Source organism: Saliphagus sp. LR7, assembly GCF_003344565.1.
Taxonomy (GTDB): domain Archaea; phylum Halobacteriota; class Halobacteria; order Halobacteriales; family Natrialbaceae; genus Saliphagus; species Saliphagus infecundisoli.
Genome location: NZ_QPND01000007.1, coordinates 25759 through 50620, shown reverse-complemented (window position 1 = coordinate 50620; position 24862 = coordinate 25759). Strand labels below are relative to the sequence as shown.

Here is a 24862-nt window from a genome sequence, read left to right as displayed (position 1 = left end):
CCGTCGGCGGGAGATTCCGGACGATGGAACGGGGGTCGCCGGAGGCGTTCACGCGGATGGGCACGCTCGGGATCGAGGAGGAGTGTTTCGTCGTCGACGAGCGGGGCCGGCCCACGAGCGGAACCGACGAACTCGTCTACGAGAGCGAACCCCCCGAGATTCTCGAGGACCGTCTCGACCACGAGCTGTTCAAGTTCGTGATCGAGACCCAGACGCCAGTCATCGAGCGTCCCGAGGACGCCCGCGAGGCCCTGCTCTCGATCCGGGAGGCCCTGGTCGATCACGCCGGCTCCCAGGGGTTCGGGATCGCCGCAGCGGGACTGCATCCGCTGGCGAACTGGCGCGAGCTCGAGCACGCCGAGAAACCACGCTATCGCTCCCAGCTCGATCGGATCCAGTACCCCCAGCACAGAAACACGACCGCTGGGATCCACGTCCACGTCGGAGTCGACGACGCCGACAAGGCGGTCTGGATCGCAAACGAGTTGCGGTGGTACATGCCGATCATGCTCGCGCTGTCGGTGAACTCGCCCTATTGGTGTGGGTTCGACACCGGGCTCGAGTCCGCCCGCGCGAAGATCTTCGAGGCGCTGCCCAATACGGGGATGCCGACCCACTTCGAGGACTTCGAGGCGTTCGACGCCTTCGAGCGCCTGATGGTCGAGAGCGACGCGATCGAGGACCGGGGGGAACTCTGGTACGACGTCCGACCCCACACCGGCCACGGCACCGTCGAGATCCGGGCGCCCGACGGCCAGGCCGACCCCGACGTCGTCCTCGCGTTCGTCGAGTACACCCACGCGCTCGTCGAGGCGTTAGCCGACGACTACGACGACGGCGTCCCCTCGAGGGACCATCGCCGCGAACTCCTCGACGAGAACAAGTGGCGCGCGATCCGCCACGGCCACGACGCGACCTTCATCGACCGCGACCTGTCAGGGACCGTCTCGCTGGGCGAGGTCGTCGAGCGGGAGTGCGATCGGCTTGGAATCTCCGGCATTCGAGAGGTCCACGACCGCGAGAGCGGCGCGACTCGTCAGCGCCGACTCCGCGAGGAAAGTGACGACGTGCTCTGTGCGTCGCTGGACCTCGAGACCGGCGAGTAGAACCCGAGGTATCGGGAGCGTCACGGACGGGCGAGCGTCGAGCACACTCCGTCCCGGGTCGGAATGCACCTACTACCGTACGTCGACCGTCCGATCCAGCCGAAGTGCATTCGATGGGGATAGTAGAATCAGACATAACCCTCGTTTTGGATGGCATGGCCGCATCCTAGTTATAAAAATATCCTGACTAATAAATAAACCTATTGGATTTCTTTGTTGATAACAGGGAACCGTTCTACCAGCTCAAAACACTCCTGTAGTTCCCCAATAGCCAATATATCGACCTTATAATCGGGTTCTGAGATCCGTTGACGGTCCGATAGACGACCAATCGATTCAGATTCATATTTTATTCGATCAACATTCAAATTCTATAGGAACGGTAGATCGGTATACCGGATCCGGAGACTGTCTCACCAGCGCGCGTGGCAACCGTCTCAAAACGATCGGATCGAAGGATTCACTGATAGAGAATTCTGGAAGCCACCGATAGCCGCTCTACCGGACACGTTCCGTTTACGCTCCTCTCGTCTCTCGAGACCACTCGGGACCGACTGGGACACAGCCAGTAGGGATTACAAACATAGGTCAGTAAATCCAGGATCGTTGAAAAGGAGTGGTCGATGCGGCCCCGGACACGCGCTCCTGAGCGGAACGGGTTTGCGGTGGGACCGTCTCCGGGAACGATCGAGTCAATTCTCTATTAGAGAACATGGGGCCGCCCGCGGATCGCTACTGGGACCCTCACTCTCCGTTTTGCCCGCCGAGTGGGGAGGGTTTCGGGAGTTTCGAAGCCGATCCCTGCTCCGGTTCCCGTGCTCGGGCCGGCCATGTGTTTTCTAACGGGAAATGAAAGCCCATTGGAACGCCGCGAGACACGCCGGAACGGAACGTCGAGGGCACGAAAAGAGTTATAATGGCTCGATCGAGTTGTGTATCCGACACAGGATGAGCAGTAGACGTCAGTACCAACGGGAGTTCGTCCGAACGTTTTTCACCTCGCCGACGGCCGTCGAGGGAGACGATTCGGCGAAGATGTTACGGAGCGCGTCACAGCTTCGAGGAATGCAGGCACCCGACGCCTGGATTCCGGACAACGAGGACGCGACGGCGCCCTCGATGCGCGAGGAGGGAGTCGAGAACATCGTCGAGGTCGTCTCCGAACACGGAGAGGAGTTCCCCGGCGAGATCCACCCGCGCATCGTCTGGCACAGGGACGATCCCTCGACCCGGTACGAGGGGTTCCAGCAGATGCTCCGGATCGCGGACCCGGAGGCGGGGGCCGTCGAACACGTCGACGGGTTCGTCATCCCCGAGGTCGGCGATATAGACGACTGGAAGAAAGCCGACGAGTTCTTCACGATCATCGAATCCGAACACGGGCTCGAGGAGGGCAGCCTCTCGATGTCGGTCATCGTCGAGAGCGGGGCCGCCGAGTTGGCCCTCGGAGACCTCCGCGAGGAGATGGGCAACCCCTCGAACAACTTAGAGCGGCTCTTCATGCTCGTCGACGGCGAGGTCGACTACACCAAGGACATGCGCGCGATGACGCCGACCGGCGAGCTGCCGGCGTGGCCCGAACTCCGCCACAACACCTCGCGGGGGGCGAGCGCCGCGGGACTGATCGCCGTCGATGGTCCATACGACGACATCCGCAACGTAGAGGGCTACCACGCCCGGATGGAGGAAAACCGGGCGAAAGGCATGATCGGGATCTGGTCGCTCACGCCGGGCCAGGTCGTCGAGGCCAACGAGGGGCCGTTGCCGCCAGAAACCGAACGCTGGCTCCTCGACGTCGGCGGGTCCGAGGTCGAACTGGACGACGTCGAGGGAGGGCAGGCCTACGACGGCACCGAACTGGGCCTCGAGGAGCTCGACGAGGGGATGTACCGTCTCGAGGAAGGTGGTGAAATCCACGAACTCGACGAGGAGCAGTTACGGGAACGGCTGGTCGAGATGGTCTCGTACGTCCCGAGCATGGACGACATCGTCGATTCGATGGCGGAGTTCGAGGCCGCAAAGGAGGCCGGCAGGGGCGCCATCGCCATGACCCAGTCGGCCACGTTGGTCGTCGACGGGATCGAAGTCGAGATCAGCACCGACCGGATGTGGGACGAGGCGACCTACCAGGCCGCGGGGACGCCCATCGCACTGTTCCGGGACGTCCACGAACACCGGCCCGACCAGCACGACGAACTCAAGGAGCGGTACGGACCGGAGGTCGTCGAGCGGGCGCTGGACCTCGACGTCTGAGCGCGGGCGTCAGCAGCAGCCGGCCGGTTCGGGGGAGGCGGGAGTCGCGCCGACGGCTACCGTCAGGCATTGACTCACAAACTATATCCCGGTTTGAGATGAAGGAAGGACAAATGGCCTACGAGACACCGGCGAACTCGCGGGAGACACGGCAGGAGGGACCGCTGGGAGACGACGCCGCGGAGTACGCTGCACTCGCGGCGGACCTGCGGGCCGCGGTCGATGGCGCCGTTCGGTTCGACGAGTACGCCCGGGTCCTGTACGCCACCGACGGAAGCATCTACCGGGCACGCCCGGCGGGCGCGGTCGAGCCGAGGGACGTCGCCGACGTCCAGTCGGCCGTCCGGATCGCCGCCGACCACGACGTCCCGATCATCGCCCGCGGCGCCGGCTCCTCGCTCGGCGGCCAGGCGGTCGGCCCGGGCTGTGTCGTCCTCGACCTCTCGACGCACATGGACGGCGTCGTCGAGATCCGGCCGGAGGACCGTCGCGCCGTCGTCCAGCCGGGGGTCGTCCAGGACGATCTGGATGCCCGGCTGGCTCCACACGGGTTGAAGTTCGCTCCCGATCCCGCCTCCTCGAACCGGGCGACCGTCGGCGGCGGGATCGGCAACAACTCGACGGGCGCCCACTCGGTACGATACGGGATCACCGACGAGTACACCGAACGGTTGGATGTGGTCCTCGCCGACGGCAGTCGGATCGAAACTCGCGAGGTCGTCCTCGATAGCCCGGAGTGGGATCGGATCGTCGAGGGCGATTCACGCGAGGCGGAACTCTACCGGACGGTTCGACGCCTCGTCGAGGACAACGAAACGGAGATCGAGAGCCGGTATCCCGACCTCAAACGGAACGTCTCGGGGTACAACCTCCAGAAGGTCATCTATCGGAACGAGGACGGCGAGCGGGCGATCAACCTCTCGAAACTGTTCGTCGGCGCCGAATCGACGCTCGGCATCGTCGTCGAGGCCGAACTCTCCCTGGTCACCAAGCCCGCCGAGACCGCGCTCGCGCTCTACTGCTTCGAGGACCTGATCGACGCCCTCGAGGCGGTTCCCGTGGCCCTCGAGTACGACGTGAGCGCGGTCGAGTTGATGGACGACGAGGTGTTTCGCCTCGCCCGCGACTCCGAGCAGTACGCGACCTACGAGGAGCCGATACCCGAGGGGACCGCCGCCGCCCTGATGGTCGAGTTCGACTCCGAACTGGTCGCCGACTTCGAGGCGGCGATTTCGCGGACGAACGAGCGCTTTCTCGAATCCGGCACGGCGTTCGACGCCATCGAGGCGTACACCGACGACGCACAGGCAGATCTCTGGAAGCTCCGGAAGGCGGCGATTCCCCTGTTGATGAGCCTCGAGGGCGACCCCAAGCCGTATCCGTTCATCGAGGACGCGACGGTCCCTCCCGAAGAGCTCGCCGACTACACCCGGCGATTCGAGGAGATCCTCGCGGCCCACGACACCTCGGCGGCCTACTTCGCTCACGCAGGATCAGGCACGCTCCACATCCGTCCGATCCTCTCGCTGAAGGAGGGCGAGGGAATCCAGACGATGCGATCGATCGCCGACGACGTGACCGACCTCGTCGTCGAACACCACGGCGCGTTCTCGGGCGAACACGGCGACGGGCTGGCCCGGACGGAGTTCAACCCGAAGATGTACGGCGAGACGCTCTGGGAGGCGTTCCGGGAGCTCAAGACCGCGTTCGACCCCGACTGGCGGATGAACCCGGGGAAGGTCGTCTACCGGGACGCCGAGCCGACGGACATGCGCGAGCACCTCCGGTACGGGGAGGGGTATTCCTCGCTGGAGTCCCAGACGGAACTCGACTTCTCGGACGAAGGGGGGTTTGCCCACCTCGTCGAACTCTGTAACGGCTGTGGGACCTGTCGCCAGACCGAGACGGACGTGATGTGTCCGACCTACCGGGCGACCGGCGACGAGATGACGACGACCCGGGGGCGTGCGAACATGCTCCGCGCGGCGATCAGCGGCGACCTCTCCGAGGACGAGCTCTACACCGAACGGTTCCAGACGGAGGTCCTCGACCTCTGTGTCGGCTGCAAGGGCTGCAAGTCGGACTGTCCGACCGGCGTGGACATGGCGAAGCTGAAGACGGAGGTCAAACACCAGTACCACGAGCGGGAGGGTTCGAGCCTGCGCACGAAGCTCTTCGGCCGGATCGACCGGCTCTCGTGGCTCGGATCGCTGACGGCCCCGCTGTCGAACCGGGCGACGGCGATACCGGGGTCGCGGCGGGTGCTCGAGTCGGTGTTCGACATCGCGGCCGACCGGTCGCTCCCGCGCTTTGCCGACGAATCGCTTCGGGAGTGGGCCGACCGGAGGGAGCCAACAATTTCCGCCGAGGAGGCCGACCGCAAGGTGCTCCTCTTTCCCGACACCTACACGAACTACAACTATCCGAAGCCGGGAAAGGCGGCGATTCGGGTCCTCGAGGCGGCGGGCGTCCACGTCCGCGTGCCGTCGGAGGTCGTCGCGAGCGGGCGCGCCGCCTACTCCGTGGGCCTGCTCGACATCGCTAAAGAGCGCGCACATACCAACGTGGACGTGTTCACCGAGTACATCGATGAGGGGTGGGAGGTCGTCTCGGTCGAGCCGAGCGACGCGGTCCTCTTCCAGGACGAGTACGCGGATCTCGTCGACGATTCGGCCGTCGATATCGTCGCCGCCCACTCGTACGGCGTCTGTGAGTACCTCGACGTCCACCGGCTGGTCGAGGGCCTCGAGACGACCGACCAGACGACCTCCCTTACCTATCACGGCCACTGCCACCAACACGCCGCGGGGAAGGACCACCACGCGGTCGGCGTGCTCCGCCGAGCGGGCTACGCAGTCGATCCGCTGGATTCGGGCTGCTGTGGAATGGCCGGTTCCTTCGGCTACGAGGCCGAACACTACGACCTCTCGAAAGCGATCGGCGAACTGCTGTTCGAGAAGATTCGGGCGAGCGACGGCGAGCAGGTCGTCGCCCCCGGGGGCTCGTGTCGGAGCCAGATCGGCGACGGCTCTGGAGAAATTCCGCCACACCCGATCGAGATGCTCGACCGGGTCGTCATCCGGTAGGTCGCCTCTCGCCTCGTGTCCGGCGTGGGCCGAACCGGGCCCGTGATTCGAGGAGGACCTACGAGTAGGTGATGCTCAACTCGACGAGGTTCGCGGTGTTCTTGACGGCGTCTACGTACTCCGCTCTGGCGTCGTCGTTCGCCAGCCGACTTTTGGGGGTCGAGAGGCTCACCGCGCCCTCGACGGCGCCGTCCTCGGTCCGGATCGGGGCGGCCACACACCGGAGTCCCCGCCACCGTTCCTCGTCGTCGTAGGCCCACCCCTGTTCGGCGATCCGCTCGAGTTCCTCGTGCATCCGCCCCTCGTCGGTGATCGTATTCGGGGTTCCGGGCGGGAGCCCGCGGTGGTCGATGATCGCCTCGATCCGTTCGTCGGGGAGGTGGCCGAGGATCGCCTTCCCGAGCGCGGAGTTGTGGAGGGGCAACTGCGTCCCGATGTGGGTGTTGAGTTCCACCGAGTTGCCGCCCTTGGCGCGATAGAGGACGACGCCCAGCCCCCGCTCGTGGGTCGCGAGCGTGACGAGTTCGCCCGTCTCGTCGGCCAGGTCGTCGACCTTCGGCTTTGCGGCCTCGTAGAGGTCGATCTCGTTTCGGAGGATCCCGCCGACGGTGAGAAATCTGAGGCTCAACCTGTAGGACTCCCCTTCCTTGACCACGTACTCGTGTTCGCGGAGGGTACTGAGGTGGTTGTGGACCGTGCTCTTGTTCATCTCCAACCCGGCGGCGATCTCACGGAGGGGTGCCGAGCGGAGTTCGGTGAGCGTCTCGACGATCTCCATGGTGGTTTCGAGGGCCTTGACCGGGTGGCGTGCGCCGTCGTTCATACGGGGACCAACGTGTCGATCGATCATCAAGGTATTCATCGATGGAGAACGCCCGGATCGTTGAGGAGTCCGTCCGCCCCTCTGCCACGGCCCCATCGCTGGTCGGTCGTCCTGCGGTCGTCCCCGCCGGAGGACGATGGGAACACCTCCCAAACATTTATGAACGATACCGCTGACACCTCGGACGTCATGGGCGACCAGCAACGGTTCGTACGGCCGGAGGCGATCGAGACGCTCGAGCTCGACTGGGGGACGATCAAGTGGCTGAGCACGCCGGAGACGACGGGCGCGGAGACGTTCAGTGCGGGGGTCGTCGTCCTCGAGCCAGGCAAGGGCCACGAGCGCCACACCCATCCCGACAGCGAGGAGGTCCTCTACGTCCTCAGCGGCGGGGGCGTCCAGACGATCGCCGACGAGGAGCGGGAGATCACCGCGGGGGAGATGCTGTACATCCCCGCGGGCGTCGAACACAGCACGATGAACACCTCCTGGGAGCCGCTCCGCTTCCTGGCGATGTACGGGCCGCCGGGCCCCGAGGCCGAACTCCGTCACCTCGCGGAGTGTACCGTGGTTCCGCCCGAGGAGCAGTAGCCGGCCACCCCAATATTGATTAGCTGGAGCGACGATGTCCGAGTCGTCCATGAAGTTCACACGGGACGAATCCCTCGATCGACTGGAGTCCGTCGTCGAGAGCGGCGAGCCGATCGTCGGCGCCGGTGCGGGAACCGGGATCTCCGCGAAGTTCGCCGAGCAGGGCGGCGTCGATCTGCTCATCATCTACAACTCCGGGCGCTATCGGATGAACGGCCGCGGGTCGCTCGCGGGACTCCTTCCCTACGGCGACGCGAACGAGATCGTCGTCGAGATGGGAAACGAGGTGATCCCCGTCGTCGAGGACACGCCGGTGCTCGCGGGCGTCAACGGGACCGACCCGTTCCGGGAGATGGACGTCTTCATCGAGGACCTCCGCCGGCGGGGCTTCTCGGGCGTCCAGAACTTCCCGACGGTGGGGCTGATCGACGAGGACAGCAGTTTCCGGCAGAACTTAGAGGAGACCGGGATGGGCTACGACCGCGAGATCGAGATGATCCGGGAGGCCAGCGACCAAGGGATGTTGACCTGCCCCTACGTCTTCGACGAGGCACAGGCCCGCGCGATGGCCGAGGCCGGCGCCGACGTCGTCGTCTCCCACATGGGGCTGACGACTTCGGGGGACATCGGCGCCGAGACCGCCCTCGATCTGGAGACGGCCACGGAACGCGTCCAGGCCCACCACGACGCGGCCACGGAGGCAAACGAGGACGTCATGGTGATCTGTCACGGCGGCCCGATCGCCTGGCCCGACGACGCCGCCTACGTCCTTGAGCACACGGAGGGCGTCGTCGGCTTCTTCGGCGCCTCGAGCATCGAACGCCTCCCCACGGAGGAGGCGATCCGCGAGCAGGCACGGGAGTTCAAGGAGATCGAGTTCTGATGGCCCCTTCCAACGAGGAGCCGACCGTCGTCATAATCGGGACCCTCGACACGAAAGGCGAGGAGATCGGGTTCGCCCGGGACGTCCTCGAATCCCAGGGCGTCGCCGTCCACCTCGTCGATGTCGGCGTCCTAGGCGAGCCGGAGATCGACCCCGACACGTCGGCGACGGCGGTGGCCGAGGCAGGGGGAACGACGCTGGAGGCGCTCCGGGAGGCGGGCGATCGGGGCGACGCAATGGAAGCGATGGGCGAGGGCGCCGCGAGCGTTGCGACGCGCCTCCACGAGGAGGGCGTCCTCGACGGAATCTTCGGTCTGGGCGGCTCCGGAAACACCTCGGTCGCGACGACCGCGATGCGCGCCCTGCCCGTCGGCGTCCCGAAGCTGATGGTCTCGACCGTCGCCTCCGGCGATATCGAACCGTACGTCGGGACCCGCGACGTCACGATGACGTACTCGGTTGCCGATATCGAGGGGCTCAACCAGCTCTCCCGGACGGTGATCTCGAACGCCGCCCTCGCCGTGGCCGGGATGGTCACGAACGAGCCGGACGTGGAGGTCCCCGACAAACCCACTATCGGGATCACGATGTTCGGCGTCACGACCCCCTGCGTCCAGACGGCACGCGCGTGGCTCGAGGATCGGGGGTACGAGACGATCGTGTTTCACGCGACGGGGACCGGGGGACGGGCGATGGAGGACCTGATCGAGGAGGGGGTGATCGATGCCGTCCTCGACGTGACGACGACGGAGTGGGCCGACCAGCACGTCGGGGGCGTCCTCGCCGCGGGGCCGGATCGCCTCGATGCGGCCGCCGAGGCGGGCATCCCGCAGGTGGTCTCGGTGGGCGCCCTCGACATGGTCAACTTCGGCCCGCGCGATTCCGTCCCGGAGGAGTTCGAGGGGCGACGCTTTCACGTCCACAACCCGCAGGTGACGCTGATGCGGACGACGGCCGAGGAGAACGCCGAACTCGGCCGGATCATCGCCGAGAAGCTCGACGCGGCCCGGGGACCGACGGTGCTGGCACTGCCGCTCGGCGGCGTCTCCATGCTCGACGTCGAGGGAGAGGAATTCCACGACCCCAAGGCCGACGCGGCGCTGTTCGATGCCCTGCGCGAGAACGTAGACGACCACGTCGAGGTGATCGAGACGGACCACGCAATCAACGACGAGGCGTTCGCCCGAACGATCGCCGAACGCCTCCACGAACTCGTGCAGGGAGAGTCCTGAACCGCGTCCGGCTCTCGAGGGCGAGTCATCGCCCGCGCCCGTGCCGTCCGATGACTGCGACGACCGGACATTATTGAAATGATAAGTCAGATGTATAGCCAAATGTTTTAACTTGTGTATCGTCCCACGTATTCACGAGTTGCCCAATCAACCATGACTGATAGATCAGAGCTACCGGACGGATTCAGGCGTAGTTATTTGAAAGCGATCGCCACCGGCGGGTTGGCCGCCGGGTTTGCGGGCTGTCTCGGCGACGACAACGGTAATGGAAACGGGAACGGTAACGGAAACGGTGGAAACGGTAACGGCGGCAACGGTAACGGTAATGGGAATGGCGGGAACGGCAACGGTAACGGGAATGCGAGTGGAAACGGCAACGGGAACGGAAACGGAAATGGGAACGGCAACGACAGCGGTAACGGTAACGGGAACGGAAACGAAAGCGGCGGCAACGGAGGGGACTACGAGGCGATCGGCAACTTCCCGCCGGAGGGAGACACGGTGGCCATCGGGTTCAACGGGCCGCTCTCGGGCGCGTTGGGCCCCGACGGTCAGGACCAGGAGCTGGGATTCGACCTCGCGGTCCAGCACCTGAACGAGGGCGGCGGGCTGGTCGATAGCTGGGACGCGCTGAGCGGCGAGGGGGTTCTCGAGTACCAGATCGAACCCACGAAGGCGGATACTGCGGGTGACCCGGACACCGCGAACCAGAACATAAACGGGATGATCCAGCAGGACGGGATCCAGTTCTGGACGGGCGGGATGTCGAGTACGGTCACGATGGCGATGCAGGACGTCGCCCAGCGCGAGAAAGTTCCGTTCATGGGCGGAAACTCGACGTCCGCGGGGATCAGCGGCGAGAACTGCTCGCGGTACTACTTCCATCCGACGTTCCACGCCGAGATCATCGGGATGGCCGCCGGAAACCTCCTCCCGGAGGAACTCGGGGAGGACCGACAGCTGTTCCATATCTTCATGGACTACTCCTACGGCCAGTCCAACCGCGACGCGGTGCGAACCCATCTCACCGAGGACGGGCCCTGGGAGGACGTCGGCGAGTCGGCCATCGCGGAGGGCGAAAGCGACCACCAGACGCAGATCCAGGACCTCCAGGACTCGGACGCCGACGTCGTCCACTTCGCCAGCTTCGGCGAGTTCGCGGCGAGCGGGCTCTCCCAGATGGTCGACGCGGGGGTCACCGAGGACGTGGACGTGTTCATCCCCCACGTCAGCGCGTTCACGCTCGATCCGATGGGGTCGGACGCCGAGGGCGTCTACGGGATGGAGCCCTGGAACCCCAACTACGACAACGAGGCTTCGGCGACGTTCGTCGAGGCCTACCAGGAGGAGTACGACGAGATGCCGAATCAGAGCTCCCTGCACACCTACGAGTCGATGCTGGTCTACGCCGCCGCCGTCGAGGAGGCCGGCACCTTCCACCCGCCGACCGTCGTCCGAACCTTAGAGGAGTTCTCCTGGGAGCAGGCGTGGGGTCCCTCGCAGTTCCGCGAGTGCGACCACCAGGTCGAACGCCCGTGGCACCTCGTCCAGGGGGTGGACGACTCGACGGCCGAGGAACTCGGGATCAGAACCGAGGTCATCCAGACGACCGAGCCCCTGGTCTACGACTGCGAGTCGTACCCGGCGAGCGAATGTAGCATGGGTGACAACGAGTACGGCGACGAGTAACCATCTCCCGGAACGCCACGCGCAAGCGCCCGAGAGAAGATGGGTCGGCCGGGATCACGCGGCCCGGTAGCGACCGATCTCGAGCGCCACGTACGTACCCGTCCGCTTCAGGGTCGTCCGTCAGGAGGAGAAGCGACCGTACAGCGGTGCGACGCGCCGATCCGGTCCCCGATGCCGGGTTCGTGATCTGCCCGGGATGCGTAAGATTCATTAGCAAATGGAAAGCCCTACAGGACATGTTATCGAGCCACACGAGGTGGCGGCTCGGATGAGCCTCCTCGAGTCGTCGATCCAGTTCCTGTTCGTCGCCCTGAGCGTCGCGTCGGTCTACCTCCTGGTAGCACTGGGGTTGTCGATCGTCTTCGGCTCGCTCCAGTTCGTCAATATGGCACACGGGGCACTGTACCTCATGGGTGCCTACGTCGGGCTGTTGATCGGGTTCGAGATCACGTTCGGCGGTCTCGTCGGGAGCTACGGGTTGTCGCCGCTGGGTCTCGAACTCGGGTTTCTGGCCGCCCTCGTCGCCACGCCGGTCGTCGTCTTCGTCCTCGGCGTCGCCATGGAACGCCTGCTGGCGAACCCGCTGTACGATCGCGACCTACTCGATCAGCTACTGGTGACGTTCGGGGTCCTGCTGATCTTCCAGGAGGGGTTCAACCTCCTGTTCGGACGCACCGGGTTCACCTACGCGCGACCCGACTGGGCGTCGGGGCCGATTCTCGTTCCGGGCGTCGGGTCGGTCTCGCGGTGGCGGATCTACGTGTTCGTCCTGGCCTTTCTCTTCCTGGGGGTACTCGTCGCCTTCTACAAGTACACCGACTACGGGCTGGCGGTCAGGGCGGGAACCGAGGACACGGAGATGACCGAGCTGCTCGGGATCAGGATCGGCCGGCCGTTCCTGTTGATCTTCGCAGTCGGCGCCGCGTACGCGGGTCTGGCGGGGATCCTCGGGGGGTCGCTGTTCGGCGTCAACGCCGGAATGGGCTTTAGCAACATCATTCCGGCGCTCGTCATCGTCATCATGGGTGGCGTCGGAAGCATCAAGGGGACGACGATCGGGGCGTTGCTCGCGGGGTTCGTCTTCGCGGGGGTGACCCAGGTCTGGCCGAGCATGGCGACGGCGAGCATCTACGCGCTCGCGATCGTCGTTCTGACAATTCGGCCGAGCGGGATCTATCCGACGGGGGAGATCGGCCAATGAGCACGGAAACCTCCGAAGAGGTCTCCGACGGGGATTCGTCGATGGTCAGCTGGGACACCTGGGACCGGATCAAACACACCGAACGGTTCGTCCTCCTCGCGACGATCGCGTTCGTCGCGACGTTTCCCTGGCTCTTTACGAGTGCGCCGTTCGTTCCGGGTTCGGCCCTCGGCTACGACAGCCTCGTCAGAGTCATCCTCATCTGGGGGATCTTCGCCCTGGGGTTCAACCTGCTCCTGGGCCAGGTCGGGCTGCTCTCGTTCGGCCACGCCATGTTCTTCGGGGGCGCGGCGTACGCGAGCGCGCTGTTCGCCAACGAGGTCTCCGGGGACCCGCTCCTGGCGCTCGTCGCCGGAGTGGCGTTCGCGCTCCTGTTGGCTGTGGTCACCCCGTTCGTCCTCCTGCGACTCCACACCGTCTACTTCGCGATCGTGACGCTGGCGATCGCCCAGATGCTGTACTACGTCGCCAGGGAACCCCTCGAGGACCTGACCGGGGGGATAAACGGACTGGGAGTCGATCGCGGGGAGCTTCTGGGGACGATAGACCTGAGCGAGCCGCTCCCGGGCCTCTTCGGGACGCTCTGGATCGACTACATGTACGTGTTCCTCGCCGTCTTCTTCGTCGGCGTCGTCGTCTTCATCACGCGAATCCGGAAGTCACCCTATGGACTGATCTTCAAGGCGATCAGGGAGAACGATACCCGGGCGGCGTTCGTCGGGCTCGACGTCTGGCGCTACAAGTTCGCCGCGTTCGTCCTCTCGGGGTTCATTGCGGGGATCGCGGGCGGGCTCCTCCCGATGGAGACGTTCTTCACCGGCGTCGAGCGCCTGCACTGGACGACGAGCGGTGACGTAGTCATGATGACCGTCCTGGGCGGGCTGGGAACGATCGTCGGTCCCGTGCTTGGCGTGATCGTCTTTCTGTACTTCGAGGGCGTCGTCAACGGCTGGGACCGGATCGGGGGCTACTGGCTCCTGATGCTCGCCGTCGCGTTCACCGCGGTCGTCTGGCGGTATCCCGACGGACTGTGGGGAATGCTGACGAACCTCGGATCGCGGCTTCGATCGGGAGGTGATCGGTGATGGCACTACTGGAAACTCGGGATCTCACGAAGGAGTTCGGCGGGCTCAGAGCACTGGACGGCGTGACCATCGGGGTCGAACGGGGCGAACTCGTCTCGCTCATCGGGCCGAACGGCTCCGGGAAATCTACGCTTATCAACGTGATCACCGGGCTGCTGGAGCCGACGGCCGGCGAGATCCGTTACGACGGAACCGACGTCGTGGACCTGAGTCCCTACGAGATTACGCAACTGGGCATCGGGCGCTCGTTCCAGACGGCATCGATATTCCCCGAGCTGACGGTCAGGGAGAACGTCGAGGTCGCGTCCTTTGCGACCGAACACGACTCGTTCAGCGTCAACTTCCTTCGGCGCCGGGATTCGTACGACGCGGTCCGCGATCGCACCGACGAGATCCTCGAGACGATCGAACTCGAGGACGTGGCCGGAAACGACGCGGAGTCGCTGCCCTACGGTGACAAGCGCCGCCTCGAGGTCGCGATCGGGCTGGCGACCGATCCCGACCTGATGTTCATGGACGAGCCGACGGCGGGCATGTCCCCCGGCGAGACGCGGATGACCGTCTCCCTGATCGACGACCTGATCGAGGAGTGGGGGATGACGATCTTCCTCGTCGAACACGACATGGACGTGGTCTTCGACGTCTCCGACCGGATCTTCACCCTCCACGAGGGCCGGGTCATCGCGAGGGGCGCTCCCGAGGAGATCAGGGACGACCCGGCGGTTCGGGAAGCGTATCTCGGGGGTGAGGAGGTATGAGCCTCCTCGAACTCGAGGACGTCCACTCCTACTACGGCGCGAGTCACATCCTCCGGGGAGTCTCCATGGAGATCGCCGAGGGGGAGGTCGTCTCGCTTCTCGGGCGAAACGGCGCGGGCAAGACGACGACGGTCCGGAGCATCGTCGGTGCGGAACCCCCCGAAGTGCGCTCGGGGACGATCCGGTTCGACGGCGACGACGTCACCGACTGGCCGGCCGAGGACGTCGTGATGGCGGGCGTCGGCGTCGTCCCCGAGGGCCGTCGGCTGTTCGCCGAGTTGACGGTCGAGGAGAACCTCCGGATGTCGGAGATCACTCGCGGGAAGTGGAACCGGATCCGCCGCCGGGCGCCGGGAGAGGGCAACGCAACCATGGGGATCGACGAACTCTACGACCTGTTCCCGCGCCTGGAGGAACGGAAGACCCAGCAGTCGGGCACCCTCTCCGGAGGCGAACAGCAGATGCTCTCGATCGCTCGCACCCTGCGGCTTCCCGACCTCCAACTGCTCCTGTTGGACGAACCGACCGAGGGGTTGGCCCCACAGATCATCCGGTCGGTCTCGGAGGCGATCGGAGAGATCGCAGACCGGGGACTGACCGTGTTGCTGATCGAACAGAACGTTCGGGAGGCCCTGGCGCTCGCGGATCGGGGATACGTCCTGGACCAGGGAGAGATCGTCTACCGGGGAACCGTCGAGGAACTCGAGAACGAGGACCTCGATCAGTATCTCGTCGTCTGAGTCGAGACCCGATCGCGTCGGATCGGGAGACAAGCGGACCCGGCACCCGTAGAGGGGCTGGTCGACCACAGCGTTATTACCCGACACGCCGAAGGGCGGTCGTATGACGAGGACGAACCGGAGGGGGTTCCTCGCGGCTATCTCGACGTCGGCGCTCGCAGTCGGAGCGGGATGTACCGCCCCTTCTGCCGGCCGATCCGCCGGCCAGTCGGACGAGGGCACCCATCCCGTCGCCGACCCGGTGTCGGAGTGGCCGTCGTTCCGAGGAGGTCGCTACAACACGGGCTACGCGAAGGGCGTCGAGGGCCCCGGTTCCGAACCCTCGGTCGCGTGGCGCGTCGAGGCCGACGGACCGTTCTGGGGGAGTCCCATCGTTGCGGAGGACACCGTCTACGTCGGCAGTACGGACCAGTCGGTCTACGCGCTCGATGCGGAATCGGGAGAGACACGGTGGACCTTCGACACCGAACATCGCATCGAGGGCGCGCCGGCGTACGACGAGGGCACCGTCTATATCGGTTCCTACGACAGACACCTCTACGCCCTCGATGCCGCGACGGGCGAGGAACGCTGGAGCCGCGACCTCGGCGGGTTGATCCGCGGAAGCCCGACGGTCCGGGAGGGCACCGTCATCCTGGGGGTCGGCTGTTACAACCTGGCCTGTAGCTGGTACGCCGAGGACGCCGATGTTCCCGAGAACGGGTGGGTGTACGCTCTCGACGTGGCGTCCGGCGAGACGGTCTGGAGACACGACGTCGGCGACGAGGTGGTGAGTACGCCGGCGGTCGACAACGGGACGGTCTACGTCGGCGCCTCGGACGCGACGCTGTACGCCTTAGAGATCGGATCGGGGGGCGTCGAGTGGACCTACGACGCCGAGGACATGATCTGGTCGAGTCCGGCGCTCGCGTTCGGGACCGTGTTCTTCGCCGACTGGAACGGACTGGTCCACGCCGTCGATGCCGCCTCGGGCGACTCCGAGTGGACTGCCGATACGGTCGGGAACTACGTCTCGGGATCGGTCGCCGTCGACGAGGAAGCGGTTTACGTCGGCCACACGCCGTACAACACCCTGGACGACCCCCTCACGCATCACGGCGAGGTGTTCAAGTTCGACAGGGAGACCGGCGCCGAACGGTGGAGCTTCGAGACGGCCGCCCTCGAGGTAGGCAGCAGTCCCGCCGTGACCGACGACCGGCTCTACGTCGGCACGCACGGCCAGACCGAACGCGACGATCTCGGCGTCTACGCGATCTCGACCGACGGGACCGAGGAGTGGTTCCTCGAGGTCGGCGGACGCGGCGTCGGCTCCAGTCCCGCACTCGCGGACGGAACGCTCTACTTCGGCGGGACCGACGGCCGGATGTACGCCGTGGAATAGTCTCCCCGCGTGGACCAGGCCCGATCGGATCGGTTCGGCCGACCGTCGGCCGGCGTTGCCGCCCGAAATCGGGGACGCGCATCCGGGCGGCGAGCGGGAGGCGAGTCGGGTCTCCGGCGCCGTCTCGCCGTTCAATCCCCATCCGAATATATGACATAATCACAGATAAATATGGTTTTCGATTGTTTCGGCCGTTTTGCGGGCGATCGACGGAGACGGGCGTGACTGGCAGCCCGTAGCATGCGGGATCCGGGACGCTTAGAGAGGTGATCCGACGAACGTCGGCCGCACCGAACGTAGCCGATCCTACGACGGATGACCTCTATATAAATGGCGTTTTCCATAGTTAGAGCCGTTTTTGAGGAAACCGCGTCCGGAACGACGAAGACGATCCTTCCGATTTCGCTCTCTCCGCCGCCGGATCAATCGTCCGCGAACGGTGGTCGGCGACGAACGGATCGGGTTCGATCCGGCCGTCACCACGTCGTTTCCCGTACTCACTCTCCGAATCAAGTGTGAGAAAACAACTACTTGCTTATGTTTTTTCCTCGTGGTGGCGATCGGGGGACCGGGACGCCCCGTCGGTCCCGGCCCGGGATCCGAACGGGACGAGCGGCGAGCAAGATTTATCCGCGCGGCCGGCCGATGGCCACCGATGACACCCGATGCCGACCGGGATCCCGACGACGGGGAGGACGTCGAGGTCCGGATCGTCGACGAGCCCGAAGCCTCGGAGGGCGAGTTCGACCGCCGGCTGACCGACCTGCTCGGGCGGCTGCTCGACACCGAGACCCGCGGAAAGGTCTACGTCCACGTGCTCCGCGATCCGGGGGCCACGAGCGAGGAAGTCGCACGCGGAACCGGGCTCTACCCGGAGACGGTCCGGCGGACGATCGCGGATCTTCGAGAGGAGGGCGTTCTCGACCGCCGGGAGCTCGAGGGTGAGAAGGGCCGGTATGGCTACACCGCGATCCAGCCGACGGAGCTCGCCGGCCGGCTCCTCGGGGAGTTCCAGGAGGGCCTGGATGCCCTCTTCGGAGCCTCCGACGAACCCGCCGTCGATCCGGTGACGATCGACGTCGAGGACGCCTCGGGGAGCGACGACGAGCGCGACGGCCACGGGGGGAGCGACGACGAGGAGTTCCCCGCGGGCGGGCGCTAGCGTTCCAGGATCGCCGGCCGCTCGAGTTCGACCTCGCTACCGACGACCTCGCCGACCGCATCCACCGCCTTCGTCGGCCACTCCTCGCCGGCGGGAGTCAGCGCCTCGAAGCCGTCGCCGACGAGGACGGTCCCCTCGCTTTTGGCCCCCTGGACCGTCGGGTTCCAGGCGTAGGCCATCGGCGCGTGGACGTCTGCGGGGTGGTCCGGCGTCGCGATCCACTCCCGGCCGGCGAAGCCGGCGGCGCCGCCCTGGTGGTGGAGCTCCCACTCGCCCTCGTAGCCCAGCGTCGCGTAGGCGTCCTGAATCGCCTCGAAGACGTCGCCCGCGGTGCCGGAGCCGGCGATCTCGCGGGTCGCCGCCAGCGCCGTCGTCTCGATCCTCGCGGCGATCGTGTGGCGGTCATCGAGCCAGGAAGGGGGATCGAACGCCACCGTTCGGGTACAGCTCGCGTGGAGTCCTTCGCGCTGGGCGGTCACCGAGAGGAGGGCGTAGTCGCCGAGTTCGCTCTCCGTGGGCGTGTAGTGGCGATACCGGGTCGCCCGGTCTGCGCCGCCGACGAGGGCGACCGGCGACTCGATGCCGCGGGCGCCGAGGGCGGCCCGCAGCGACGTCGCCGCCTCGTGTTCGGTGTCGTCGGGCGCGAGCCCATGGGCGACCGACTCGACGGCCGCCGCGGTGTCCCGGCCGAGGGCGCGGTAGCGTTCGACGTCGGTCTCGGTCAGGGGCTGGCGGAGGTCGACGGGATCGACGTGTTCGACCTCGGCATCTGGAACCGCGACGTCTGCGGCCGCGGGTCCCTCGACCCGCTCGGCGATTGCCTCGGGCAGAGAGGAGGCGTACCAGGGGAACGTCTCGACGGGCGTGTCGTCGGGCAGGTCCGGCAGCTCCTCGGCGGCGATCCGGTCGGCCTCGATGGTGTCCGTGAGCACCCGGAGGTCGCCGTCGTAGCCGACGGCCGCGACCCCGGCGTCCGTTTCGCGATCGACGACGTTCGAGCCGCCGGTCAGCCAGGCGAAGGCGTTCGGGCGAGCGAACCAGATCGAAGAGAGATCCTCGCCGTCGAGGACGGCCTCGAGGCGGTCTACTTTCTCCATGGACGGGCGTCGTCGGGCGCGGCCTTGAATCCGACGGACGGCCCTCGCCGGGGAGACGGGCAGCCTAAGTAGGGCCGATCCCAACCTCCTCCTATCCGTGTCGTACGACAGCCGCACCTCCGGTCTCCCCGGCCCGCTCGCCCGGGCCGGCTTCCCGCACCTGCTCGCCGCGACGGTCGTCCTCGTGACCGCGACGATCCTGTTGGGCGTCGCGGCGAAGGCCACCGGCTCCGGGCTGGCCTGCCAGGCGAACTGGCCGCTGTGTGACGGCGGCCTGCTGAACCTGTTCCCGGCGAACTTCCCGAGTTTCTTCGAGTGGATCCACCGCGTCGTCGCGATGGTCGCCGGCTTCTTCATCGTCGGCACCGCCCTCGCCGCCTGGTGGGGCGCGGTCGCTGACCCGCGGGTGCGCTACGCGGTCACCCTCGGACTCCTCTTGACCCCGGTCCAGGTCCTCCTCGGTCGCGAAACCGTGTTGACCTACGAGATGACGATCCTCTCGCTTCACTTCTGGACCGCCGTCGCCATCTTCGCGCTGTTCGCCGTGGCGGTCGTCCTCGTCTGGGCGCCCTCGCTGTCGGCGGGCCACGTTACCGCCGCGATGGCAATCGGCGCCGCGGCCGTGCCCGTCCACGTCGCCCTGAGCCCGCTGTTCATCGGCTCGTACACCGCCGTGATCCAGACCGCCCAGTACGCCGCCGTCCTCGCCCTGCTGACCGCGGTGATCGTGGGCGCAATCGTCGGCCGCCGCCGGTACGACGGTCGGCCCGCGCGGGCGGTCGTCCTCGCCGCGCCCGCCCTCGCGGTCGCCGTTCTGGTGCTCGGGCGCCGTGCCGTGATGACGTTCGCGCCCGCCCTCGACGCCCTCTACCTGTTCGCCAGCGTGGCGCTGTTCGCGACCCTCGCCGCGGGCGTCGCCCTCGCCCGGCGCGATTAGACGGTCGAAATGCCCGCGGCTGCGAGAAACGCCGTTCCGACCCCGGCCGCGAGCAACAGGGAGTTCGAGACCGGGTTCGCGGCGGTCGTCACCGAAAGCGAGTACCGCCGGCTCGAGATCGGCCAGAAGGGTGGATCCCCATCGGCGTCAGCCAGTCCGCGAGGAGGTGCGAGCCGATCGAGAGCGTCCCGACCGTGAAGGCGAACGTCGCAAGGATCGGGGCCTCGACTGGGGCCTCCTCGGTGGCGGCCACGGCGGCGACCGCGGCGAGGACGGCGCCGACGACGAGCGCGAAGAGGAGAGTGTGGGTCGGCCCCCGGTGGGCGATCAGCGGGACGCGGTGGTCGTAGTCGGGGGTCGTCGAGAGGGCGACGGCGACCGCCCCCCCCCCCCCCGACGACCGCGAGCGCCTCGTAGCCCGCAAGGGCGACGGCGGCGCTGAGGGGCGCGTAGACCAGCAGTGCGGCGCCGTAGTGGCCGGCGCGATACATCTACCGAGCTGGACGGACGCCCGCGTGATAAATCCCCTCGCGGCCGTATGTGGTCTATGGAGCCGCGGGCGAAAGCGGTTCCTCGACGTAGATCGACTCCCAGCCCCGGCGCTCCCGGATCGCCGCCTCGCCCTCGGCGGTGATCGCGTAGTAGTTCGTCCGTCGGTCGAGTTCCCCCTTCTCGACCAGGCCGACCTCGACCAAGGTGTCGAGGTTCGGGTAGAGCCGGCCGTGATTGATCTCGGTGTCGTAGTAGCCCTGGATCCGTTCGCGGACCGACTGCCCTGAGGGGCGGTCGGCGCCGGCGATGACGTAGAGCAGGTCGCGCTGGAACGCGGTCAGGTCGTCCATCTCCCTGCAGGAACCTATCCCGGGGTCGGCCGTGGTTATGATCGTCCTACCGTCCACAGGCAACCGCTACCGCGAGGGGCCGAGCGGGCGCGAGAGCTTTCCCGCTCGCCCTCGAAGCGGGCGCATGCGCACGAGCCTGAACGTCCCCGAGGAAATGCTCGCGGAGTTCGACCACACCTGGCAGGCCGAGGGGCTCGACTCGCGCTCGCGGGCGCTTCGGGAGGCGATCCAGGAGTACGTCGAGTCCCACCACCGCTTAGAGCAGGCCAGTGGCACCGTCGTCGCGGCGCTGATCTTCGACTACGCCCACGACCGGATCATCGAGGACCTCCACGACGTCCAACACGAGTTCCAGGCCGAGATCGACACCACCTCCCACGTCCACCACGGCGAGTGGTGTCTCGAGACCGTCTTCTGTGAGGGGGCGGCCGACCGAATCCGGAAACTCGTCTACCGGCTGAAGGACTTCGACGCCGTCGGCCGCGTATCGGTAGTCCTCCTGCGGGGCGACGGCGGACTCAAGGGCGAGGCGAGCGAGGACAGTCCGTGATCCCGGACCGGGATCGAGAACGGAAATCGAGGCCGTTATTCTCCCCCCTGGCCTACCCGGGGTGTGGAGAACGTCACCGACCGGACGAGCAACCCCTTCGGAATGCGCCCGCCCTGCGAGGAGGCGGTCTTCGGCTACGGCGACGCCAACGCCGACTTCCACCTGATCGGCGACCACCCCGGACCCCACGGCGGGGAGACGAGCGGAATCCCTTTCACAGAGACCGAGGCCGGGCGAGCAATCAGCACCCTCCTCTTCGAGACCGGCTTCGCGAGCGGACCTCCCGAGAAGCCGGTCCTCGAGAACGCCTTCTGTAGCTACCTCCATATGTGCGTCGCGAAGGGGGAGCCGACCGAGCGGGCGTACGCCGATCTGGAACGGTACTTCGACGCGGAGTTGCGCGCGATCAACGCCCACATCCTGCTTCCCGTGGGAGAGCGCGCGACCGATCACGTCCTCCGGGAGTACACGACCCAGCGCCACCGGTTCGGCCGGGAGCTCGATATGGTCGCCCTCCACGCGACCGACCTCCGGGGCCGGGGCTTTCTCGTGGTTCCGATCCGCGAGCCGACCGAGTGGACCGACGACGACGCCGAGGCGATCCGGGGAGCGATCGCCGCCATACTGGCTTCGGACTACCGCCAGACGAAAGGCGTCGCGACGCTCGTCGGCTAATCGAAGTCGCCGAAGGAGGTCTGACCCTCCCGCCGTCGCCGGCGTGCGGTCGAATCCGCGCCCGAAGCGTCGTCGGCCGCCGGTGGCTGCCCGCCGTCCCCGGTCTCGATCTCCGTCGGATCTTCGCCGGCGAACCCCTCGAGGCTCGTCTGGTCGCCCCCGGCGAACTCGAGGTTCGCGACTCTGACGCCAACCTTCCGGACGGGGTCGTCCTCGAACTCTGAGAACAGCGAGAGCGCGGTGCGCTCGACGAGCGGCGGATCGTCCACCGGCCCCGGCAGAGATGTCTCGCGGGTGTGGACGTCGTACGGCGGCGTCACCGCCTTCACGCCGATCGTTCGATACAGAGCGTCCTTCCTGCTGGCGCGGTCGGCGACCGCCGCCGCGAGCGTCCGGATCCGCTCGCGTTTGGGTGCGGCCTCGACGACCGCCTCGGCAAAGGCCGACTCCCGCGAGAGGCTCTTTGGTCGTCCTCGAGGCTCGACCGGGCGGTCGTCCTCGCCGCGGGCACGGTCGTAGAGTTCCCGGCCGCGCTCGCCGAAGGCCGAGACCAGGGAGTCGGGATCGGCCCTCGCGATGTCGCCCGCAGTCTCGATCCCCCGCTCGCGGAGTTCGCGGGCGGTGACGGGGCCGACGCCGTGGAGGAGGTCGACCTCGAGCGGCGCGAGGAACTCCTCGACTGCGCCGGGGGGAATGACCGTGAGCCCGTCGGGTTTGTCGTAGTCGCTGGCGATCTTCGCCGCGCTCATCGAGGGGGCCGCGCCGACACTGACCGTGACGCCGACGTCCCGCCTGACCCGCTCCTTGACGTGGCGGGCGAAGCCCTCGGCGACCTCCCAGCCGGTCCGGTCGGTGACGTCGAGGTAGGCCTCGTCGACGCTTACCTCCCGGACGACGTCGGCACAGTCGTGGAGGATCTCCCGGACCTCGCCCGCGACCTCCTCGTAGTGTTCCATGTCCACGGGGCGGTAGTAGCCCGAGATCTCGTCCTCGCTTCCCTCGCCCGCATCAGCCCCTTCGCCCGCGTCGGCGTCCGTCTCGTCGCGCCGCGAGAGCCGCTCCAGGGCGGTCGAGATCGCCTGGGCGCTCTCGACGCCGTGTTCACGAGCCTCGTAGCTCGCGGTCGCGACCGCACCGATGGTCTCTCCCTCCTCGTAGCCCATTCCGACGACGAGGGGCTCGCCTTCGAGTTCCGGCTCCCGGAGGCGCTCGCAGGCCGCATAGAAGCAGTCGGCGTCGACGTGGAGGACGATCCGCTCTTCCTCCTCGCCCTCGCCGCCGACGCCGGGGAGCCGGGAGCCGTCGTTCATCGTCCGTGTTCACCGACGGTCCAGGTCCCCGTCAACGTTGCGTCCTCGGGTGGGTAAAATCGCTCTTTCAGTCTCGCGAATACCTTTGTGATCGCCGACCGATATACGGATATGAAGCGTCGAACGTTCGTGGCGGCGGTCGGGAGCGGACTGGGCCCGACGGTCGCCGGCTGTCTGGGTAACGGTCCGGGGGCCGGGCGCGACCCCGCGGACGACGATGGAAACGGGAGCGACGGGAACCGAACGGGCGATCCGGGCGACCGAACCGATGGAACCCGGACCAGGGAGAGCGAGGACTCACCCGAGGGAAACGACAGCGACGGGACGGAGGGCGACGACCCGGACGGGGACGCCGACGGGAGCGGCTACGCCGTCGCGCTCGAGGACGACCCCGTCGAGACCGTCGGCGAGTTCGCCACCCTCCGGGTCGAACTCGTCGATCCCCACGTCGAACCCGGCTCGCCGGCGGCGCTCAAGGCGACGCTCACGAACGAGACCGAGGGGACGCTTGCAGTCTCTTCGGGTGCACCCTGGCCCTTTGGAGTTCTCTGGGCCGAGTCCGAGGACGGCGGCGAGTCGATCACGCTCTGGAACGATGCCTACGAGGAGAGCGAATACGTCGGGACGGACGGGAAACGCGTCGAGGATGTCGAGGACATCGGGGTCGGCGAGGAAATCGGCGCCGGGGAGTCGATCACCCGAGCCTTCGAGATCCACGAGGATACTCCCGGTCTCGAGCCGGGATCCTACGGGACGTCGATCACCGTCGGGATCGGACCTCGGGACGACTCCGAGGACCGCGAGAGCCTCGAGAGCGAACTCGTCCTCGCGATCGGGGACGGCGATCCCGGAAGCGACGGAACGGACGACCCAGAGGAGGCGGGAAACGGGGGCAATGCTGGATACACCGTCGCGCTCGAGAACGGCCCCGTCGAGGACGGTGGTGAGTTTGCTGCGCTTGAGATCGAACTGGTCGATCCACACGTCGAACCAGAGTCACCGGCCGCTCTCGAGGCCACGCTCACCAACACCGCCGAGGAGGCGATCCTGGTCACCTCCGGCGCTCCCGCGCCCTTCGGGGTTCTTCGGGCCGAATCCGACAACGGGGACGCGATCACCCTCTGGAGCGATGCCTACGAGGAGACCGATCACGTCCAAACCGACGGGAAAGACCTCGAGACGTTCACGAACGTCGCTCTCGTCTCGGAGTTCGAGCCCGAGGAATCGATTACCCGGACCTTCGAGATCCACGCGGAGACGTCGAACCTGGAGGCTGGAACCTACGAGTCGTCGGTCGTCCTCGATATCGGGTTCGGCGACAAAGGCGACGGAAACAAGTCCCGTGATCCCGACGGGACCGAGAACCTCGACACCGAACTCGTCCTCGCGATCGAACGCACACGCGACGACGGGACCGAGGGCGGGTGATCGTCTCCTGCCGGAAGGCCCGCCCTTTAGACG

General features: G+C 66.7%; 21 protein-coding genes and 1 pseudogene. 17 read left to right on the top strand and 5 right to left on the bottom strand.

What is annotated here, in order from left to right; genetic code table 11:
- Positions 1-23 precede the first annotated feature (23 nt).
- From DVH23_RS11270 to DVH23_RS11260, 3 genes are all read left to right on the top strand, one after another.
- Positions 24-1106, top strand: coding sequence for a glutamate--cysteine ligase (locus tag DVH23_RS11270; RefSeq protein WP_114577536.1), 1083 nt, complete (start codon positions 24-26; stop codon positions 1104-1106).
- Positions 1107-2054: 948 nt separating this feature from the next.
- A complete protein-coding gene (gene aceB, locus DVH23_RS11265) occupies positions 2055-3359 on the top strand; it encodes a malate synthase AceB (protein ID WP_114577535.1) in 1305 nt (434 codons plus the stop codon).
- 113 nt (positions 3360-3472) lie between these two features.
- Positions 3473-6445, top strand: coding sequence for an FAD-binding and (Fe-S)-binding domain-containing protein (locus DVH23_RS11260; protein WP_232833754.1), 2973 nt, complete (start codon positions 3473-3475; stop codon positions 6443-6445).
- 58 nt (positions 6446-6503) lie between these two features.
- On the opposite strand, the gene DVH23_RS11255 is transcribed toward DVH23_RS11260, so the two are convergent.
- Entirely contained in the window at positions 6504-7268 is a 765-nt protein-coding gene (locus DVH23_RS11255) for an IclR family transcriptional regulator (protein ID WP_114577533.1), read from the bottom strand.
- Positions 7269-7457: 189 nt separating this feature from the next.
- Between DVH23_RS11255 and DVH23_RS11250 the strand changes: the two genes are divergently transcribed.
- The 10 genes from DVH23_RS11250 to DVH23_RS11205 all read left to right on the top strand — a co-directional run bounded on the left by DVH23_RS11250 (position 7458) and on the right by DVH23_RS11205 (position 17990).
- A complete protein-coding gene (locus DVH23_RS11250) occupies positions 7458-7859 on the top strand; it encodes a cupin domain-containing protein (protein WP_114577694.1) in 402 nt (133 codons plus the stop codon).
- 49 nt (positions 7860-7908) lie between these two features.
- On the top strand, positions 7909-8742 hold the full coding sequence (locus tag DVH23_RS11245) for a phosphoenolpyruvate hydrolase family protein (protein ID WP_114577532.1): 834 nt from the start codon (positions 7909-7911) through the stop codon (positions 8740-8742).
- On the top strand, positions 8742-9974 hold the full coding sequence (locus DVH23_RS11240) for a Tm-1-like ATP-binding domain-containing protein (protein ID WP_114577531.1): 1233 nt from the start codon (positions 8742-8744) through the stop codon (positions 9972-9974). The genes DVH23_RS11245 and DVH23_RS11240 overlap by 1 nt, the downstream gene beginning before the upstream one ends.
- Positions 9975-10127: 153 nt before the next feature.
- Positions 10128-11663 (top strand): substrate-binding protein, encoded by a 1536-nt coding sequence (locus tag DVH23_RS11235; RefSeq protein WP_114577530.1) that lies wholly within the window; start codon positions 10128-10130, stop codon positions 11661-11663.
- Between the two features lie 268 nt (positions 11664-11931).
- Entirely contained in the window at positions 11932-12864 is a 933-nt protein-coding gene (locus DVH23_RS11230; protein ID WP_114577529.1) for a branched-chain amino acid ABC transporter permease, read from the top strand.
- Positions 12861-13949, top strand: coding sequence for a branched-chain amino acid ABC transporter permease (locus tag DVH23_RS11225; RefSeq protein WP_114577528.1), 1089 nt, complete (start codon positions 12861-12863; stop codon positions 13947-13949). The genes DVH23_RS11230 and DVH23_RS11225 overlap by 4 nt, the downstream gene beginning before the upstream one ends.
- On the top strand, positions 13949-14707 hold the full coding sequence (locus DVH23_RS11220) for an ABC transporter ATP-binding protein (RefSeq protein WP_114577527.1): 759 nt from the start codon (positions 13949-13951) through the stop codon (positions 14705-14707). Before DVH23_RS11225 ends, DVH23_RS11220 begins: the two co-directional genes overlap by 1 nt.
- Complete coding sequence (locus DVH23_RS11215; RefSeq protein WP_114577526.1) at positions 14704-15447, top strand: ABC transporter ATP-binding protein; 744 nt, start codon at positions 14704-14706, stop codon at positions 15445-15447. Before DVH23_RS11220 ends, DVH23_RS11215 begins: the two co-directional genes overlap by 4 nt.
- A 103-nt stretch (positions 15448-15550) precedes the next feature.
- Positions 15551-16828 (top strand): PQQ-binding-like beta-propeller repeat protein, encoded by a 1278-nt coding sequence (locus DVH23_RS11210; RefSeq protein ID WP_114577525.1) that lies wholly within the window; start codon positions 15551-15553, stop codon positions 16826-16828.
- Between the two features lie 655 nt (positions 16829-17483).
- Positions 17484-17990, top strand: a complete 507-nt coding sequence (locus tag DVH23_RS11205) for a winged helix-turn-helix transcriptional regulator (protein WP_114577524.1) — start codon at positions 17484-17486, stop codon at positions 17988-17990.
- Here DVH23_RS11205 and DVH23_RS11200 read toward each other — a convergent pair.
- Entirely contained in the window at positions 17987-19087 is a 1101-nt protein-coding gene (locus tag DVH23_RS11200) for a Xaa-Pro peptidase family protein (protein ID WP_114577523.1), read from the bottom strand. The genes DVH23_RS11205 and DVH23_RS11200 overlap by 4 nt on opposite strands.
- 97 nt (positions 19088-19184) lie before the next feature.
- Here DVH23_RS11200 and DVH23_RS11195 point away from each other — a divergent pair, with 97 nt between their 5' ends.
- Positions 19185-20024: a COX15/CtaA family protein gene (locus DVH23_RS11195; RefSeq protein WP_114577522.1), complete on the top strand. Its 840-nt coding sequence runs from the start codon at positions 19185-19187 to the stop codon at positions 20022-20024.
- Here the strand turns inward: DVH23_RS11195 and DVH23_RS11190 are convergent.
- A pseudogene (locus tag DVH23_RS11190) lies at positions 20021-20515 on the bottom strand (metal-dependent hydrolase). The gene DVH23_RS11195 and the pseudogene DVH23_RS11190 sit on opposite strands and share 4 nt — an antisense overlap.
- Before the next feature lie 54 nt (positions 20516-20569).
- The gene (locus DVH23_RS11185) at positions 20570-20866 is read right to left on the bottom strand and encodes a PadR family transcriptional regulator (protein ID WP_114577521.1); all 297 of its coding nucleotides are present in this window, start codon (positions 20864-20866) and stop codon (positions 20570-20572) included.
- Positions 20867-20990: 124 nt separating this feature from the next.
- Between DVH23_RS11185 and DVH23_RS11180 the strand changes: the two genes are divergently transcribed.
- Positions 20991-21416 (top strand): CopG family ribbon-helix-helix protein, encoded by a 426-nt coding sequence (locus DVH23_RS11180; RefSeq protein WP_114577520.1) that lies wholly within the window; start codon positions 20991-20993, stop codon positions 21414-21416.
- A gap of 63 nt (positions 21417-21479) precedes the next feature.
- Positions 21480-22091, top strand: coding sequence for a uracil-DNA glycosylase family protein (locus DVH23_RS11175; RefSeq protein ID WP_114577519.1), 612 nt, complete (start codon positions 21480-21482; stop codon positions 22089-22091).
- On the opposite strand, the gene DVH23_RS11170 is transcribed toward DVH23_RS11175, so the two are convergent.
- Positions 22088-23401, bottom strand: coding sequence for a helix-hairpin-helix domain-containing protein (locus tag DVH23_RS11170; RefSeq protein WP_114577518.1), 1314 nt, complete (start codon positions 23399-23401; stop codon positions 22088-22090). The genes DVH23_RS11175 and DVH23_RS11170 overlap by 4 nt on opposite strands.
- Before the next feature lie 111 nt (positions 23402-23512).
- On the opposite strand from DVH23_RS11170, the gene DVH23_RS11165 reads away from it, so the two are divergent.
- Entirely contained in the window at positions 23513-24829 is a 1317-nt protein-coding gene (locus DVH23_RS11165) for a hypothetical protein (RefSeq protein ID WP_114577517.1), read from the top strand.
- The last annotated feature ends 33 nt before the right edge of the window (positions 24830-24862 follow it).

Coding starts and splice junctions, on each gene's coding strand:
- DVH23_RS11225 (WP_114577528.1), top strand. CDS start 12,861: ATGAGCACGGAAACCTCCGAAGAGGTCTCCGACGGGGATTCGTCGATG.
- DVH23_RS11180 (WP_114577520.1), top strand. CDS start 20,991: ATGCGCACGAGCCTGAACGTCCCCGAGGAAATGCTCGCGGAGTTCGAC.
- DVH23_RS11235 (WP_114577530.1), top strand. CDS start 10,128: ATGACTGATAGATCAGAGCTACCGGACGGATTCAGGCGTAGTTATTTG.
- DVH23_RS11170 (WP_114577518.1), bottom strand. CDS start 23,401: ATGAACGACGGCTCCCGGCTCCCCGGCGTCGGCGGCGAGGGCGAGGAG.
- DVH23_RS11205 (WP_114577524.1), top strand. CDS start 17,484: ATGACACCCGATGCCGACCGGGATCCCGACGACGGGGAGGACGTCGAG.
- DVH23_RS11210 (WP_114577525.1), top strand. CDS start 15,551: ATGACGAGGACGAACCGGAGGGGGTTCCTCGCGGCTATCTCGACGTCG.
- DVH23_RS11220 (WP_114577527.1), top strand. CDS start 13,949: ATGGCACTACTGGAAACTCGGGATCTCACGAAGGAGTTCGGCGGGCTC.
- DVH23_RS11245 (WP_114577532.1), top strand. CDS start 7,909: ATGAAGTTCACACGGGACGAATCCCTCGATCGACTGGAGTCCGTCGTC.
- DVH23_RS11230 (WP_114577529.1), top strand. CDS start 11,932: ATGAGCCTCCTCGAGTCGTCGATCCAGTTCCTGTTCGTCGCCCTGAGC.
- DVH23_RS11165 (WP_114577517.1), top strand. CDS start 23,513: ATGAAGCGTCGAACGTTCGTGGCGGCGGTCGGGAGCGGACTGGGCCCG.
- DVH23_RS11200 (WP_114577523.1), bottom strand. CDS start 19,087: ATGGAGAAAGTAGACCGCCTCGAGGCCGTCCTCGACGGCGAGGATCTC.
- DVH23_RS11240 (WP_114577531.1), top strand. CDS start 8,742: ATGGCCCCTTCCAACGAGGAGCCGACCGTCGTCATAATCGGGACCCTC.
- aceB (WP_114577535.1), top strand. CDS start 2,055: ATGAGCAGTAGACGTCAGTACCAACGGGAGTTCGTCCGAACGTTTTTC.
- DVH23_RS11255 (WP_114577533.1), bottom strand. CDS start 7,268: ATGAACGACGGCGCACGCCACCCGGTCAAGGCCCTCGAAACCACCATG.
- DVH23_RS11260 (WP_232833754.1), top strand. CDS start 3,473: ATGGCCTACGAGACACCGGCGAACTCGCGGGAGACACGGCAGGAGGGA.
- DVH23_RS11250 (WP_114577694.1), top strand. CDS start 7,458: ATGGGCGACCAGCAACGGTTCGTACGGCCGGAGGCGATCGAGACGCTC.
- DVH23_RS11270 (WP_114577536.1), top strand. CDS start 24: ATGGAACGGGGGTCGCCGGAGGCGTTCACGCGGATGGGCACGCTCGGG.
- DVH23_RS11185 (WP_114577521.1), bottom strand. CDS start 20,866: ATGGACGACCTGACCGCGTTCCAGCGCGACCTGCTCTACGTCATCGCC.
- DVH23_RS11215 (WP_114577526.1), top strand. CDS start 14,704: ATGAGCCTCCTCGAACTCGAGGACGTCCACTCCTACTACGGCGCGAGT.